At 74.5% G+C, this 14535-nt stretch carries 15 protein-coding genes; 5 read left to right on the forward strand and 10 right to left on the reverse strand.

The features are described from left to right. Nucleotides 1-27 precede the first annotated feature (27 nt). Together ACIQOW_RS01935 and ACIQOW_RS01940 are read right to left on the reverse strand one after the other, a co-directional pair. A complete protein-coding gene (locus tag ACIQOW_RS01935) occupies nt 28-225 on the reverse strand; it encodes a hypothetical protein (RefSeq protein WP_401078635.1) in 198 nt (65 codons plus the stop codon). 40 nt (nt 226-265) lie between these two features. Beyond that, nucleotides 266-484 carry a hypothetical protein gene (locus ACIQOW_RS01940; protein WP_401078638.1) on the reverse strand — a complete coding sequence of 73 codons (219 nt, stop codon included), beginning with the start codon at nt 482-484 and terminating at the stop codon, nt 266-268. Between the two features lie 513 nt (nt 485-997). Between ACIQOW_RS01940 and ACIQOW_RS01945 the strand changes: the two genes are divergently transcribed. Further along, nucleotides 998-1690: a bifunctional DNA primase/polymerase gene (locus ACIQOW_RS01945; protein ID WP_401078641.1), complete on the forward strand. Its 693-nt coding sequence runs from the start codon at nt 998-1000 to the stop codon at nt 1688-1690. 66 nt (nt 1691-1756) lie between these two features. On the opposite strand, the gene map is transcribed toward ACIQOW_RS01945, so the two are convergent. Continuing rightward, on the reverse strand, nt 1757-2602 hold the full coding sequence (map, locus tag ACIQOW_RS01950; RefSeq protein ID WP_401078644.1) for a type I methionyl aminopeptidase: 846 nt from the start codon (nt 2600-2602) through the stop codon (nt 1757-1759). A gap of 98 nt (nt 2603-2700) precedes the next feature. Between map and ACIQOW_RS01955 the strand changes: the two genes are divergently transcribed. Beyond that, a complete protein-coding gene (locus ACIQOW_RS01955) occupies nt 2701-2943 on the forward strand; it encodes a hypothetical protein (protein WP_401078647.1) in 243 nt (80 codons plus the stop codon). 23 nt (nt 2944-2966) lie between these two features. Here the strand turns inward: ACIQOW_RS01955 and ACIQOW_RS01960 are convergent, their stop codons facing one another. From ACIQOW_RS01960 to ACIQOW_RS01970, 3 genes are all read right to left on the reverse strand, one after another. Further along, nucleotides 2967-3719 (reverse strand): hypothetical protein, encoded by a 753-nt coding sequence (locus ACIQOW_RS01960; protein ID WP_401078649.1) that lies wholly within the window; start codon nt 3717-3719, stop codon nt 2967-2969. 13 nt (nt 3720-3732) lie between these two features. Next, complete coding sequence (locus ACIQOW_RS01965; protein ID WP_401078652.1) at nt 3733-5067, reverse strand: MFS transporter; 1335 nt, start codon at nt 5065-5067, stop codon at nt 3733-3735. Nucleotides 5068-5158: 91 nt separating this feature from the next. Beyond that, a complete protein-coding gene (locus tag ACIQOW_RS01970) occupies nt 5159-5773 on the reverse strand; it encodes a hypothetical protein (RefSeq protein ID WP_401078655.1) in 615 nt (204 codons plus the stop codon). Between the two features lie 47 nt (nt 5774-5820). Here ACIQOW_RS01970 and npdG point away from each other — a divergent pair, with 47 nt between their 5' ends. Beyond that, a complete protein-coding gene (npdG, locus tag ACIQOW_RS01975; protein WP_401078658.1) occupies nt 5821-6513 on the forward strand; it encodes an NADPH-dependent F420 reductase in 693 nt (230 codons plus the stop codon). A gap of 137 nt (nt 6514-6650) precedes the next feature. After that, nucleotides 6651-6842, forward strand: coding sequence for a hypothetical protein (locus ACIQOW_RS01980; protein ID WP_401078661.1), 192 nt, complete (start codon nt 6651-6653; stop codon nt 6840-6842). Here the strand turns inward: ACIQOW_RS01980 and ACIQOW_RS01985 are convergent. Next, a complete protein-coding gene (locus ACIQOW_RS01985) occupies nt 6839-7654 on the reverse strand; it encodes a site-2 protease family protein (protein ID WP_401078664.1) in 816 nt (271 codons plus the stop codon). The two genes, ACIQOW_RS01980 and ACIQOW_RS01985, sit on opposite strands and share 4 nt — an antisense overlap. A gap of 194 nt (nt 7655-7848) precedes the next feature. Between ACIQOW_RS01985 and ACIQOW_RS01990 the strand changes: the two genes are divergently transcribed. After that, nucleotides 7849-11304: an AfsR/SARP family transcriptional regulator gene (locus ACIQOW_RS01990; protein ID WP_401078667.1), complete on the forward strand. Its 3456-nt coding sequence runs from the start codon at nt 7849-7851 to the stop codon at nt 11302-11304. A gap of 163 nt (nt 11305-11467) precedes the next feature. Here ACIQOW_RS01990 and ACIQOW_RS01995 read toward each other — a convergent pair whose 3' ends face one another. From ACIQOW_RS01995 to panB, 3 genes are all read right to left on the reverse strand, one after another. Then, the gene (locus ACIQOW_RS01995; RefSeq protein ID WP_401078669.1) at nt 11468-12283 is read right to left on the reverse strand and encodes an ABC transporter permease; all 816 of its coding nucleotides are present in this window, start codon (nt 12281-12283) and stop codon (nt 11468-11470) included. After that, on the reverse strand, nt 12280-13302 hold the full coding sequence (locus ACIQOW_RS02000; protein ID WP_401078672.1) for an ATP-binding cassette domain-containing protein: 1023 nt from the start codon (nt 13300-13302) through the stop codon (nt 12280-12282). Before ACIQOW_RS02000 ends, ACIQOW_RS01995 begins: the two co-directional genes overlap by 4 nt. A gap of 174 nt (nt 13303-13476) precedes the next feature. Beyond that, the gene (gene panB, locus ACIQOW_RS02005) at nt 13477-14346 is read right to left on the reverse strand and encodes a 3-methyl-2-oxobutanoate hydroxymethyltransferase (protein ID WP_401078675.1); all 870 of its coding nucleotides are present in this window, start codon (nt 14344-14346) and stop codon (nt 13477-13479) included. Nucleotides 14347-14535 lie beyond the last annotated feature (189 nt).

Below are 14535 nucleotides of genomic sequence, written 5' to 3' on the forward strand. Positions count from 1 at the left end.
CTGCCCGGGCGGCCCGGGGAGAAGGCCTCACGGCCGGACCACGAACAGGGCCGCGCACACCAGCAGCAGCACCGCCCAGCCGAACCAGAGCCAGGCGTTCGGCTCGATGATCACGCTGTAGAGGCACACCGCCAGGAGCAGCACCCCGGTGACGCCGGCGACCTGCCGGTTGTGGTGCTCGACCGCGTGGGAGCGGTTCCTCGGGTGCCGTACCGTCCTCGCCATGCCGACCTCCCGGGGGAGCCTGCGGGGAAGGAGACGGCCGTCAGCCGGAGGCCGCCTCGTCGTACTCGTAGCGCCAGAACCAGCTCAGGCCCCGAACCTGCTTGCTCCGGACGTACACCAGTGTGCGCGCGGGGACCTCGCCGTGCGCGGGGACCGGCACCTTGTACTTCTTGGGCACGCCGAGCATCGGCCCCAGCGGGACGGGGAGGATCCGCCCGTCCAGGGGGCCGCCGACGAATGCGGTGTCCGCGCTCTTCATCCCCCCAGGGTCTCACCTCCACGGGGTGACCCGGGATCGGCCCTGGACGCGGGGCCGCGGGGGGAGTCCGGGGGTGACCGGCAACTCCCGGGCGGGAGGGCGGGCGGGGCGTCGCGTGCGGGCGGCGTGCCCGGAGCGTGCCCGGGGCGCGCCCGTCGGCGGCACCGCGAGTGTGACCGGAGAGGCACCGCCCCCGGTCATCCGGAAGGCCTCCGCACCCTTATCCTTCCTGTTACGCCCTCGGGGTCCACCCCGGGTCAGCGGGCCCCGTACGGGCCGGGCGAGGCGCGAATCCGCGCTCCCTCCGGCCGGTTTGGCGCGGACAGCGTGCTGCCGCGACTGCGTACCGTGACCCCGGCGTCGGCCGTCCGGTGACCCCGGGCCGCGGCCGGCAGGGCGCGGACGTCAGGCCCGAACACCCCGGGAAGCAGCCGGGGGCGCCGTGCGTTGCGTCCGAGTGGTACGTCGAACGCTGTGTCGCACCAGGCACGGCAGTTGCGCGGAAGGGGCCCGATGGAAGCCGGCGGCAGGTGGACGACCTGGTGGCAGAAGCGTGATCGTCAGCGGGCGGGGGGCGCGGACGGCCCGGCCGGACTCGATCAGCTGCTCGGCGCGGTGCGCGCCGGATTCCCGCTCGCGCCCGCCGCGCATCCGGCCGGCTACCGGTGTTCCTGTGACCGGGTGGCGTGTCCCGCCCCAGCCCAGCACCCGGTCTCCTTCGCCTGGCAGACCCAGGCCACCACGGACCCGGAGCAGCTCTCCCGCTGGCTCGCCCGCGACCCGCAGGCCAACTTCGTCACCGCCACCGGCCGGGTGCACGACGTGCTGGACGTCCCGGTGGAGGCCGGCCGGCTGGCGCTGGAGCGGCTGACCGCGCTCGGCGTCGAGGGCCCGGTCGCCGCCGTCGGCGAGGACCGCTACCTGTTCTTCACCGCCACCCGCGGCACCCCGCAGGACGAGGACGAGTGGTGGCCGAGCGCGCTCGACTCCACCCCGGACACCATGTCCGAGCACCCGGGCCTGCGCTGGCACTGCCGCGGCTCGTACACCCTGCTGCCGCCGGCCGCGCTGCCGGACGGCTCCCAGGTGCGGTGGCTGCGCGGGCCCGAGCAGCCGCTGCCGGACCCGCTGCGCGTCCTGGACGTGCTCACCGACGCCTGCACCGAGGTGGGCGCCGTCGCCGAGGAGCAGTGGCTGATCGGCTAGGGCGCCTCTTGTGGATCATGCCGGGCGCGCGGCACCGCGGTCGAGCGCCGTCACGCCGTCACGCCGTCACGGCAGGGTGAGGATCTCCGCGCCGTCCGCCGTGACCACCAGGGTGTGCTCGAACTGGGCGGTGCGCTTGCGGTCCTTGGTGACGACCGTCCAGCCGTCCGCCCAGACCTCGTAGTCGTAGGTGCCCAGGGTCAGCATCGGCTCGATGGTGAAGGTCATGCCCGGCTTGATCACCTCGGTGGCCCGCTCGCTGTCGTAGTGCGGGATGATCAGGCCGGAGTGGAACGACGTGTTGATGCCGTGCCCGGTGAAGTCCCGTACCACGCCGTAGCCGAAGCGCTTGGCGTAGGACTCGATGACCCGCCCGATGACGTTGATCTGCCGGCCGGGCTTGACCGCCTTGATCGCCCGGGCGAGGGACTCCCTGGTGCGCTCGACCAGCAGCCGGGACTCCTCGTCCACGTCGCCGACCAGGTAGGTGGCGTTGAGGTCGCCGTGCACCCCGTGGATGTACGCGGTGGCGTCGATGTTGACGATGTCGCCGTCCTGGAGCACGGTCGAGTCCGGGATGCCGTGGCAGATCACCTCGTTGATCGAGGTGCAGACGGACTTGGGGAAGCCCCGGTAGCCGAGATCGGACGGGTAGGCGCCGTGGTCGCACATGTACGCGTGGGCGACGGCGTCCAGCGCGTCGGTGGTGACGCCGGGGGCGATCAGCTTCGCCGCCTCCTCCATCGCCCGGGCGGCGATCCCGCCGGCGATCCGCATCTTCTCGACCGTCTCGGCGGTCTGCACCTCGGGCCCGGCGTACGGCGTCGGCGCGGGCTTGCCGACGTACTCGGGGCGCGCGATGTTCGCCGGGACCTTGCGGGTGGGGGACTGGATGCCGGGTACGAGAGCCATGCCGCGAGTCTAGGGCGTGGCCGGACCCGGGCGGTGTGCGGCCGGGCCCGCTGCGGGGAATGATCGGTACCGACCCATCCTTCGAACGGGAGAGTGCCATGCCCCTCGGATTCAACCGCAAGCCGACCGGCAAGCCCGGCGAGTGGTTCTACTGCATCAAGCACCAGAAGGTCGAGGAGGGGCCGGAGTGCCCGGCGAAGGACCGCCTGGGGCCGTACGCCAGCCGGGAAGAGGCCGCCCAGGCGCTGCGGATCGCGGACGAGCGCAACCGGGAGTGGCGCAACGACCCGCACTGGAACGACCGGCCCGAGGACGGCCGGCCGACGGACGGCACCGAGTAGCGGCCGGGGGCGAGAGCCGGTGGTCAGCGCGGCTCGGGGCCGGTGAAGTAGGTCTCCGAGACATCCAGCACGACGAGGCGCCGCCCGCTCGCGAAGGCCTGGGCGGCCGCCTGGTCCTGCGGCCCCGGTGGGCGGGATCCCCGGTCCGCCCAGGCCGTCACGCCGTCGTCGGGGGACCGCGGCCGGGGGACGTTCAGGCCGGGGGTGGCCGGGACCTCGGGGCCCCTGCGCTCGTCGAAGCCCAGACGCACCCCGAGCAGGTCCGCGCTGTCGTTCCGGGGGAAGCCGTACCAGAGCACCTCGCCCGGCCGGGGCGAGGCGTTGGTGTCGGCCGCCCTGGCGCCCTGGGCGGTCAGCGCGGGCTCCCACCGGGAGCGGATCTGCTGCGGATCGCCCGCCACCGCCAGGTACCTGACCACCTGTCGGCGGCACTCCGCGGCCGGCCGGCGGGTGCCGAAGCCGTCGGACCAGCTCGGCCCGACGGCGCAGCCGTCCCGGAGGCCCTCGCCGATCACCTCGGCGCCGGAGAGCGCGGGGAGGAGCGAGGCGAGCCGGCGGTCGATCTCAGCGCCGAGCGCCCGGTCGGCGGCGACCACCTCGGGGGAGTCGGCGAGCGCCCGCAGGTCCGGCGGCGGTCCGCCGGCCGTACGGTCCGCCCGGGTGGCCGGCCGCGCCGTCCGGCCCTCCGGCCAGAACAGCCAGCCGACCACGATGCCCGCCAGCACGGTCAGGACGAGCACCAGGCCCGCCCACTTCTGCCAACCCCCCACCGCCATGGGCGGGAGTCTGTCACACCGCGGCGGCGGCCTCCCGGGCGGTGCGTTCGTGCTCGGCGCGGACGGCGGCGGCGTGCGGGTCGGTGCGGTCGTCGTAGGAGAGCAGCTTCGGCAGGGCGGCGGCGACCGCGAGCACCGCGACCACGCAGGCGAGGCCGCCGGCCCACACCGAGGCGCGCACGCCGACCAGTCCGGCCATGGTGCCGGCCCTGACCTGGCCGAGCTGCGGGCCGACGGAGAAGCTGAGCAGTTCGACACCCGCCATCCGGCCGCGCACCGCGTCCGGGATGGACTGGTTCCACATGGTCGAGCGGGCGAGCCCGCTGATCTCGTCCGCGCCGCCGGCCAGCGCCAGGCCGAGCAGCACCAGCCAGATGTGCCCGGACAGTCCGGCGAGCGCCATCGCCGCGCCCCAGCCGACGGCGGCGGCCAGCAGCAGCCGGCCGTGCCGGTGGACGCGGGAGGTCCAGCCGCTGGTCACGCCGACCAGCAGGGCGCCCAGGGCGGACGCCGCGTACATCGGGCCGAGCGCCCAGTCCGCGCCCAACTCCGAGGCCAGGAAGGGGAAGACGGCCACCGGGTAGGCGAACAGCATGGCGCAGATGTCGATCGCGTAGGTGCCGAGCAGGTCCTTGCGGCTCCACGCGTAGCGGACGCCGGTGAGCACCGCCCGGACCGACGGCCGTTCGGCGCCGGTGGGCGGCGGCACCGCCTTGATCCGGACGAGCAGCAGCAGCGAGAGGCCGAAGGTGAGGATGTCCAGCGCGTACGCGGTCTGTACCCCGGCGAAGGCCACCACGACGCCGGCCAGCGCCGGGCCGGCCACCGAAGCGGCGTTGTGGTACAGCGACTTGAGGGCGAACGCGGCGGTCAGGTGCTGGTGCGGGACGAGCCGCGGGGTGAGCGAGTCCAGTGCCGGGCGCTGGAGGCCGTCGGCGGCCGCGACCAGCGCGGCGACCAGGTAGATCGGCCAGAGCAGCGGGTGCGGCAACAGGGCGTTGAGCAGCAGCAGTCCGGCCAGCAGGCCGAGCGCCGCCTCGGCGCGCAGCACCAGCTTCCTGCGGTCCACGGCGTCGGCGAGGGCGCCGCCCCAGAGGCCGAAGACGACCAGCGGGACGAGCTCGACGGCGCCGATCAGGCCGACCGCGAAGGAGGAGCCGGTGAGTTCCTTGATCTGCATCGGCACGGCGACGAGGGTCAGGAAGCTGCCGAAGCTGGTGACGCAGCCGGAGGTCCACAGGTAGCGGAAGTCCCGCGAGGCACGCCAGGGGGAGAGGTCAGGGGTCAGTGAGCGCAGCAGCGTCCGGGTGCGCCCGGGCACGGGGGGATGCGGGGGTTCATCGGTCACGAACCGTTATCCTCGGACGTCGATCGCCGTTCCCGCAAAGGGTTTTCGGGCGGCCGGCGAACCGGCCCGTGGTGAACGGGGGCCGGCCCGGCTACCAGCGGCTGATCGCGGGCATCGAGGCCAGCCGCCCGGCGAGCCCGGCGAGCCGGTCCCGGACGGAGCGGTGGCCTGCCCACTGCCCGGCGGCCGCGCTGACCAGGTGCTGGGCGAGGTCGAAGGGCTCCTCGGCGGCGGTGCCGACGGTCAGCCGTTCGTGCGCGAGGTCGTGCAGGTCGCCGGGACCGCCGGTCCCGTCGGGGGCGCCCCCGTCCAGCGCGAGCACGGTCGCGCCGTGCCGCCGGGCGTCCCGCACCCGCTCCAGCAGCTGCGCGCCGGCCGCCTCCGGCGCCACCACCAGCACGGTGGCGCCGCGTCCGGCCTCGGTGAGCCGCCGCAGGTCGTGGGTCAGGTGGGCCGGGGCGTCGGCCGGCGGCCGGTGCCGCACCAGGGTGGGCGCCAGCCGCGGGACGTCCGACCAGGCGGCCTCGTCGTCCAGGTGGGCGGCCAGGTGCCAGGGTTCGTACCCCTCGGTGCCGACCAGCAGCAGCCCGCTCGCCCCGCGCCGCTCCACCGAACGGCGCAGCGATCCGGCGAAGCCGCCGACCGCCTCCAGCCAGCCCGTGCCCGTCAGCCGTTCCCGGAGTGCCGAAACTCTCACCGCGTCCATGCGGGCCAGGATGTCCCGGGAGGCCGGGGATTTGGCAAGATCGGCCCATGACTTCCCTCGATTCAGCGACAAACCCGGCCCACGAGGCCCCGGACGTCTCGCAGTTGGTGGTCGGTGTCCTCGGCGGCACCGGCGACCAGGGGCGCGGCCTGGCCCTGCGGCTGGCCAAGGCCGGCCAGCAGGTGATCATCGGCTCCCGCGACGCCGCGAGGGCCGAGGCCTCGGCGGCCGAGCTGGGCCTCGGCGTGCGCGGCGCCGACAACGCCACCGTCGCCCGGGAGAGCGACGTGGTGATCATCGCGGTCCCGTGGGACGGCCACGCCGCCACCCTGACCGCGCTGCGCGGGGAACTCGCCGGCAAGATCGTCGTCGACTGCGTCAACCCGCTCGGCTTCGACAAGCAGGGCGCGTACGCGCTGAAGCCGGAGGAGGGCAGCGCCGCCCAGCAGGCCGCCGCCCTGCTGCCGGACTCCCGGGTCACCGCCGCCTTCCACCACCTCTCGGCGGTGCTGCTCCAGGACGAGTCGGTGGAGACCATCGACACCGACGTCATGGTGCTCGGCGACGACCGGGAGGCCACCGACGTCGTCCGGGGCCTGGCCGGCCGCATCCCCGGGATGCGCGGCATCTTCGCGGGCCGGCTGCGCAACGCCCACCAGGTGGAGGCGCTGGTGGCCAACCTGATCTCGGTCAACCGCCGCTACAAGGCCCACGCGGGCCTGCGGATCACCGACGTCTGAGCGGACGTCCCGGCAACGCTCCCGGCAACGCCCGCCGTGTCGACCTCACCCCTGGCCCCGCTCCGGAGGTGAGGTCGGCGACAATGGGGGTCGGCCGCAACCCGGCCGTCCGCACCCGCTCCCAGGAGTCCGCCGCCATGCCTCGCACGTCCCTGCTCGCCCTGATCGTCGTCGCCCTGGCGCTGGTCGCCGCCGTCTTCTCGCTCACCCAGGGCCTCTGGCTGGGCCTGATCTGGCTGCCGCTGGCCGGTGTGGCCAGCAACGTGCTGTGGATGAACCGCCGCCGGGAGAAGATCGCCGCGGCCGCGGCGGCCGCCGAGCAGTCCTAGCCCCGCCAGAAGCTGAACAGCTCGCGGCCGATCTGGGCGTACACCCGGTCGACGCCCAGCAGCTCCATCGCGCCGTACACGGCCTCGAAGAACCACTGGTTCACCGCGGGCTGCCAGAGCAGCGCGAACACCGCGAGCATCCCGTACGGGGCGAAGGGCTCGACCGCCCGCCGGGTCCTGTACGACAGCCAGGGCTCGATGATCCCGTAGCCGTCCAGGCCCGGCACCGGCAGCAGGTTCAGCAGGGTCGCGCTCAGCTGGAGCATGCCGAGGAAGCCCAGGGCCAGGGCGAGCGGCGAGACCTGGAGCTCGTAGCCCTGCCAGACCGTGTTCACCTTGGGATCGTCCAGCCAGCCCGCGCCGACCGGGACCAGGATCAGCACGGCGGCGACCAGGTTCACCAGCGGCCCGGCGGCCGAGATCAGGCTGTGCTTGAGCCGGCCCTGGATCCGGTGCCGTTCGATCCAGACCGAGCCGCCGGGCAGGCCGATGCCGCCGAGGATCATGAAGACGATCGGCAGCACGAAGCTGAGCAGCACGTTGGCGTACTTCATCGGGTTGAGCGTGAGGTAGCCCTTGGCGCCGACGCTGATGTCGCCGCCGTGCAGCGCGGTGCGCGCGTGGGCGTACTCGTGCAGGCAGAGCGAGACCATCCAGCCCGCGATCACGAACAGGAAGATCCCGAACCGCATGTTGCCGTAGCCGGAGTACACCGCCCAGCCGGACGTGCCGAGGACGGCGAGCAGCACCCAGAACACCGGGCTGATCCGGCGGTCCTCGCTGCGGGAGCTCGGCGTGGCGGCGAAGGTCATGGTGTGGGTGCTCCGGGGCGGGGGGAGGGGCGGACGCGGGACGGGACCGATCATGCCGGGCGGGCCGGTGACCGGACAAGCCGCTCCGGGTGAACGTCCGGCCGGGCGGTGGCGTTCCACCCTACGCGCCGGGGCCGGGAGGGCGGCAGCACAATTGTGCGGCCCCCGCTCCGCGGATCGACCAGAATGGTCCGGTGCACTACGGCATCCTCGGGACGACGACGGCCCACCACGACGACGGCACCGCGGTACCGGTCGGCGGTGCCCGGCTGCGGGCCCTGCTCACCGCCCTGGCCCTGAGACAGGGCAGGCCGGTCCCGGCCGACCTGCTGGTGGACGAGGTGTGGGACACCGAGCCGCCGCAGGACTCCTCCGCCGCGCTCCAGACCCTGGTCGGCCGGCTGCGCCGCACCATCGGCCGGGACGAGGTCGGCTCCGGCCCGGCCGGGTACTGGCTGACCGGCCCGGCCACCGACGTCGCCGACTTCCAGCGGCTGACCGGCGAGGGCCGCCGCGCCCTGGACGCCGGGGACCACGCGCTCGCGGCCGAGAGGCTGCGCGCCGCCCTGGCGCTGTGGCGCGGCCCGGCCCTGGCCGACCTGCCGGACCGCACCGGCCCGGCCACCCGGCTGGAGGCCCAGCGCGAGGAGGCCCGCCGCCACCGGATCACCGCCGACCTCGCCCTCGGCCGGGCCGCCGAGCTGGTCGCCGAGCTGGCCGAGCTGTGCGAACGGCACCCGCTGGACGAACCGTTGCAGCTGCTGATGATCCGGGCGCTGCACGAGAGCGGCCGGACGGCCGAGGCGCTGCGCCACTACGAGCGGGCCAGGCGCGCCCTGGCCGAGGAGCTCGGGGTGGACCCGGGCCGCGGACTCCGCTCCCTGTACGCCGAGCTGCTCGCCCCGGCGGACCGGCAGGAACCGGCGTCGCAGCCGGCCCGCTCCGGGCCGCTCGGGCCGGCCGGGCCGCCTCCGCCGCCGTCCTCCCAGCCGGGGCCGCCCCCGCCGCAGCCCGGGCCGCCCCCGCAGCCGCCCGCGCCGCCCGCGCCGCCCGCGCCGCCCGCGCCGCAACCGCCGCGAACCGGCGGCAACCTGCGCGGCCGGCTGACCAGCTTCGTCGGCCGGGAGGACGATCTGGCCGCGCTGCGCGGGATGCTGACGAGCCGTCGGCTGGTGACCTTGACCGGCCCCGGCGGCTCCGGCAAGACCAGCCTGTCGACCGTGGCCGCCCGCGCCGAGCAGTCCGCGGGGAGCTGGCCGGACGGCGTCTGGGTGGCCGAACTCGCCCCGTTGGAGAGCCCGGACGCGGTGCCCGCCGCCGTGGTCTCGGCACTCGGCCTGCGCGAGATCGTGCTGCACGGCACCAATATGGTCGCCGAGGTGATCGAGAAGCGGGCCGAGGACCCGGTGCGCCGGCTGGTCGAGCACTGCGGCCACCGCCGGATGCTGCTCGTCCTGGACAACTGCGAGCACCTGATCCAGGCCGCCGCCGACCTCGCCGACGTCCTGCTCGCCGAGTGCCCGGGGCTGACGGTGCTCGCCACCAGCCGCGAACCGCTGGGCGTGCCCGGCGAGACGGTGCTGCCGGTCGAGCCGCTGCCCGACCCGGTCGCGCTGCGGCTGTTCGCCGACCGCGCCGCCGCCGCCCGTCCCGGTTTCGACCCGGCGGGCGACCCGGAGTCCTGCGCCGAGATCTGCCGCCGTCTCGACGGGCTGCCGCTGGCCATCGAACTGGCCGCCGCCCGGCTGCGGGTGATGACGGCCCGACAGATAGCCGACCGGCTGGACAGCCGGTTCTCGCTGCTCACCGCGGGCAGCCGCACCCTGCTGCCGCGCCAGCAGACCCTGCGCGCGGTGGTCGACTGGAGCTGGGACCTGCTCGGCAAGCGGGAGCGGGCGGTGCTGCGCCGGCTCTCGGTGTTCGCGGGCGGCTGGCAGCTGGAGGACGCCGAGGCGGTCTGCGCCGACGGCGTCGAGGTGCCCCCCGGCGAGGTCGCCGACCTGCTGCTGTCGCTGGCCGACAAGTCCCTGCTGGTCGCCGACCTGGACGGGGCCAGCCTGCCGCGCTACCGGATGCTGGAGACCATCCACGAGTACGCGACCGAGCGCCTCGCCGAGTCCGCCGCCGAGCGGACCGCCACCGAGGGCCGGCACGTGGCGCACTTCCGCACCATGATCGCCGTCGCCGACGGGCAGATCCACGGCCCCCGCCAGCTGCACTGGCTGTCGGTGCTGGAGCGCGAGCAGGACAACGTCCGGGCCGCGCTGCGCCGGGCGATCGACCGGCGGGACGAGGAACAGGCGCTGCTCCTCGCCCTCGGCATGAGCTGGTACTGGTCGCTGCGCAGCTACAGCATGGAGGCCCGCACCTGGTACAACGCGGTCGCCGCGCTCGGCCCCGACCCGTTCGGCCCGGACGCCCCGCGGCCGGTGCCGCTGGAGCGCAACGTGCTCACGTACGAGCCGCCGCTGTCCGCCGGGGTGCTGGAGGAGGCCCGCCGGCTGCTCGCGATGTACCGGCTGATCGGGCTGTTCGAGGGCAACCTGGACGTCTTCGGCGACTCGGAGGCCGTCGGGCTCGCCCAGCGGCTGATGGAGGCCTACACCCCGGAGCTGCCGCAGTCCTACCGCTTCCCGGCGCTGATGCGGGTGTTCGCGGCCTTCCTGGCCGGCCGGCTGGAGGAGATGAGGGACCTGCTGGACGACGCGGTGCGCGGCTGCGAGCGGCACGGCGAGCTGAGCGACCTGGCGTTCGTCCTCCAGGTCAGGGCCAGGATGCTGAACGACTGGCCGAGCGGCGAGGAGCAGAGCATCGCGGACGGCGAGCGCTCGCTGGAGCTGTACGAGCGGGCGGGCGACCTCTGGGGGATCTCCCAGGCCCTGGCCGCGCACGGAGAGTCGCTGGCCAACCGGGGCGAGTCCGCGGCCGCCGCCGAGGCGTACGGGCGGGCGATCGAGCTGGCCGAGGAGCTGGGGGCGCCGCAGGAGGTGCCGATCCTGTTGGTGCACCTGGGCACCGCCCTTCTGGAGCAGGACATGGACCGCGGCGAGCGGGTCATCCGGGAGGCGGTGGCCTCGATCGAGAGTCCGGGCGTCAACCAGGCCACCAACGGCGCGCTGTTGTTCGGCCACCTGACGCTCTGCGGCATCCACGCCCAGCGCGGCGAGTTCGAGCGGGCGCTGGCCGAGCTGGACGATCTGGACAGCGTCCGGGTGGGCGGTTTCGCGCCGAGTCTGGTGGTCGGGCTGCTGATGAGCGCCCGGGGCTGGATCATGGCGAGGTCCGGCGACCCGGACGAGGGACTGCGCCTGCTGCGCGAGGGCCGGCGGCAGCTCCGGGCGCTGGCGGCCGCGAGCGGCTTCGCCGAGCACATGACGGTCATGGTGGTGCCCGCGGTGACGGCGACGCTGTGCGGCTTCGCCCGGCGCGACGGGGACCTGGAGCGGGCCGGCGTGGCGGCCGTGCTGATCGGTGCGCACGGCGGGCTGAACGGCCCGAAGGGCGGCTATCTGGACCGGCTCGAGCGCGAGCGCTCGGAGTCCGCGCTGCGGGAGTTGATGGGCGACGCCGCGTTCGAGGAGGCCAGGGAGCGGGGGGTCGGGATGACCCAGGAGCAGACCCACGAACTGCTGGAGCGGCTGATCGGCTAGTCCCGCGAGCCGCGTCCCCGGCCACCCGGGGGCCCGGCCGGCCGGCGCCCGTCCCCTGGTCACCGGCCGGCCGGGCCCGTACGGTGGCCGGCGCCCGTCCCGGGCGTCCGGCCGTCCTGTCCGCCGGCCCTTCCCCTGACCGGGGCCGACGGTGGCCGGGGGATCAGGTCCGCTTGCGGAAGCGGGCCACCGCCAGCGGGGCGAAGACCGCGGTGACGGCGGCCGACCAGATCAGCACGATCATCACCGGGTGGGCCACCGCGCCCTCGCCGTTGAGCAGGGCGCGGGAGGCGTCGGCCAGCGCCGACAGCGGGTTGACCTTGGTGAAGGACTGAAGCCAGCCCGGCATGGTGTCGGTCCGGGCGAAGATCGAGCTGCCGAACTGCATCGGCATCAGGACCAGCATGGCCACGCCCTGGACGGCCTGGGCGCTGCGCAGGGCCATGCCCAGCAGCATCGAGATCCAGACGATCGACATGCCGAACACCAGGGCCAGGCCGATCGTGGCCAGCACCTCCAGCGGGCCGGTCCTCACCTCGAAGCCGATGCACATCGCGAAGCCGATCAGGATCGCGAAGGAGAGCAGCCCGCGGAGGGTCTCGGCGACGATCTTGGACAGCAGCACCGAGGCCCGGCCGATCGGCAGGGTCCTGAAGCGGTCCATCACGCCGGTCTGGAAGTCGCTGTTGAGGCCGGTGCCGACGGCCATCGCGAGGGTGAGACCGGTCTGCCCGAGCAGGCCGGGGATCAGGTACTGCTTGTAGGTGTCCTGGTCGCCGGCCATCGCGCCGCCGAAGACGTAGACGAACAGCACGGTGAAGATGATCGGCATCAGCACGGCGTCGAACATCGACTCCGGGTCGGCCTTGATCCGCATCAGGTTGCGCCGGGTCAGCGCGCCGACGTGGCGCAGGGTGCCGGCCAGGCCGATCCGGGGGTCCTCCGCCCGGACGGCGGGGGCGAGCGTGGCGGTGGTCATGCGACGGGCTCCTTGGCGAGGCTGGGGGCGGGCGCCGCGGCGGTCGCGGGCTTGCCGGTGATGGCGAGGAAGACCTCGTCCAGGCTGGGCACCTTGGTGTCGATGCCGGCGATGCCGAAGCCGCGGGTGCCGAGCACCCCGATCACCGCGGTCAGCTGCTCCTCGCCGGTGATCGGCACCGCGAGCAGGCCGGTGTCGGTGGAGACGGTGGCGGTGGCGATGCCGCTCTCGTGCAGGCAGCGGGCCATCTCGGGCAGCTCGGCCGGGTGGGTCGGGCGGACCTGGAGGGTCTGGCCGCCGACCCTGGCCCTGAGGGCGGCCACCGGGCCGTTGGCGATCACCTTGCCGCGGTCGATGACGGTCAGCTCGTTCGCGAGCTGCTCCGCCTCCTCCATGTACTGGGTGGTCAGCAGGACGGTGGTGCCCTCGGCGACCATCCGCTGCACCTCGTCCCAGACCTCGTTGCGGGTGCGCGGGTCCAGGCCGGTGGTGGGCTCGTCCAGGTAGAGCACCCGGGGGCGGCCGATCATGCTGGCGGCCAGGTCGAGGCGTCGGCGCATGCCGCCGGAGTAGGTCTTGGCGATCCGCCCGGCGGCCTCGGTGAGCGAGAAGCGCTCCAGCAGCTCGACGGACCTGGCCTTGGCCTCCCGGCGGGGGAGGTCGAGCAGCCGGCCGATGAGGTAGAGGTTCTCGTACCCGGAGAGCAGCTCGTCCACGGAGGCGTACTGGCCGGTGAGGCCGATCGTGCGGCGCAGCTGCCGGGGCTGGCGCAGCACGTCGTAGCCGCCGACGTACGCGGTGCCGGCGTCCGGCCTGACGAGGGTGGAGAGGATCCGGACCAGGGTGGTCTTGCCCGCGCCGTTGGGGCCGAGCACGCCGAGGACGGTGCCCTCCCGCACGGTGAGGTCGACCCCGTCGAGGGCCTTGGTGGCACCGTAGTGCTTGACGATGCCGTGCACCTCCACGGCGTTCCCGGAGGTGGTTCCCCGGTCGTTCGGGGCTGTCTCGATGCGTGTCATGCCCCCAGGCTGTCCGCCCCGGCTGTCAGCTCCCTGTCGCCCGGGGCGGCGCGCTGCCGGCCCGCTGTCACGCCGCTGTCATCGGCTCCGGGGCGGGCCCGGGGTTGTGCCGGAGCGGGCCCGGGTGCGAGGAAGGCCCCGCTCCGGAGGGCGGAGCGGGGCCGGGCGGTCCGGTCAGCGGAAGCTGTGCTCGGCCGCCGGGAAGGCGCCGGTGCGGACGTCCTCGGCGTACGCCCTGGCGGCGTCGCCGAGGACGGTCCGCAGGTCGGCGTACTGCTTGACGAACTTGGGCACCCGGCCGGCCGTCATGCCGGCCATGTCGGTCCAGACCAGCACCTGGGCGTCGGTGCCGGGGCCGCCGCCGATGCCCACGGTCGGGATCGCCAGCTGCTCGGTGACCTGGGCGGCCAGCTCGGCCGGGACGGCCTCCAGCACCACCGAGAAGGCGCCCGCCTGCTGGACGGCCTTGGCGTCGCGCAGCAGCTGGTGCGCCGCCTCGTCGCCGCGGCCCTGGACCGGGTAGCCGCCGAGGGCGTGGACGGACTGGGGGGTGAGGCCGATGTGGGCCATCACCGGGACGCCGGCCTCGACCAGCAGCTCGATCGAGCGGGCGCTGCGCTCCCCGCCCTCCAGCTTGACCGCGCCGACCCCGGCCTCCTTCATCAGCCGGGCCGCGTTGTGCATGGCCTGCGCGGGGGACTCCTGGTACGAGCCGAACGGCAGGTCGGCGACGATCATGGCCCGCTTGGTGCCGCGGACGACGGCGGCGGAGAGCATCACCATCTGATCCATGGTCACCGGGACGGTGGTCTCGTAGCCGAGGTGGCAGTTGCCCGCCGAGTCGCCGACCAGCAGCACCGGGATGCCGGCCTCGTCGAACACGCCCGCGGTGAGGGCGTCGTAGGCGGTCAGCATGGACCACTTCTCGTCGCGCTGCTTGGCGGCGGCGAGGTCGCGGACGGTGACACGGCGGTTGGTGACCCCACCGTAGAGGGTGGCGGTCGACGCCTGGTTCTGGGCAGGCGAAGGCGTAGAAGCGTTCATCGAACGGACTCCTGAAGGGTTGTCGTCTCGTGGCGCCGTACGGCGTCCCCGGATCCCCTCCATGCTTGCACGCCCCGGCTCCGGCGCAAAGGGGGGTGCCGGCGTCCCGTGGCGGTCCGCGGCCCGCCGGGTGCGCGGCGCGCCCGCGCCGGGGTGCGCGGGAGGCCCCCGAATTTGCCTCCTCTTTAC

Origin of the sequence: Kitasatospora sp. NPDC091335, from assembly GCF_044757205.1 — a bacterium.
GTDB lineage: Bacteria > Actinomycetota > Actinomycetes > Streptomycetales > Streptomycetaceae > Kitasatospora.

Bases quoted from the DNA above. Each gene is read 5' to 3' on its own strand.
- ACIQOW_RS01935 (WP_401078635.1), bottom strand. From the start codon at position 225: ATGGCGAGGACGGTACGGCACCCGAGGAACCGCTCCCACGCGGTCGAG.
- ACIQOW_RS01940 (WP_401078638.1), bottom strand. From the start codon at position 484: ATGAAGAGCGCGGACACCGCATTCGTCGGCGGCCCCCTGGACGGGCGG.
- ACIQOW_RS01945 (WP_401078641.1), top strand. From the start codon at position 998: ATGGAAGCCGGCGGCAGGTGGACGACCTGGTGGCAGAAGCGTGATCGT.
- map (WP_401078644.1), bottom strand. From the start codon at position 2,602: ATGGCTCTCGTACCCGGCATCCAGTCCCCCACCCGCAAGGTCCCGGCG.
- ACIQOW_RS01955 (WP_401078647.1), top strand. From the start codon at position 2,701: ATGCCCCTCGGATTCAACCGCAAGCCGACCGGCAAGCCCGGCGAGTGG.
- ACIQOW_RS01960 (WP_401078649.1), bottom strand. From the start codon at position 3,719: ATGGCGGTGGGGGGTTGGCAGAAGTGGGCGGGCCTGGTGCTCGTCCTG.
- ACIQOW_RS01970 (WP_401078655.1), bottom strand. From the start codon at position 5,773: ATGGACGCGGTGAGAGTTTCGGCACTCCGGGAACGGCTGACGGGCACG.
- npdG (WP_401078658.1), top strand. From the start codon at position 5,821: ATGACTTCCCTCGATTCAGCGACAAACCCGGCCCACGAGGCCCCGGAC.
- ACIQOW_RS01980 (WP_401078661.1), top strand. From the start codon at position 6,651: ATGCCTCGCACGTCCCTGCTCGCCCTGATCGTCGTCGCCCTGGCGCTG.
- ACIQOW_RS01985 (WP_401078664.1), bottom strand. From the start codon at position 7,654: ATGACCTTCGCCGCCACGCCGAGCTCCCGCAGCGAGGACCGCCGGATC.
- ACIQOW_RS01995 (WP_401078669.1), bottom strand. From the start codon at position 12,283: ATGACCACCGCCACGCTCGCCCCCGCCGTCCGGGCGGAGGACCCCCGG.
- ACIQOW_RS02000 (WP_401078672.1), bottom strand. From the start codon at position 13,302: ATGACACGCATCGAGACAGCCCCGAACGACCGGGGAACCACCTCCGGG.
- panB (WP_401078675.1), bottom strand. From the start codon at position 14,346: ATGAACGCTTCTACGCCTTCGCCTGCCCAGAACCAGGCGTCGACCGCC.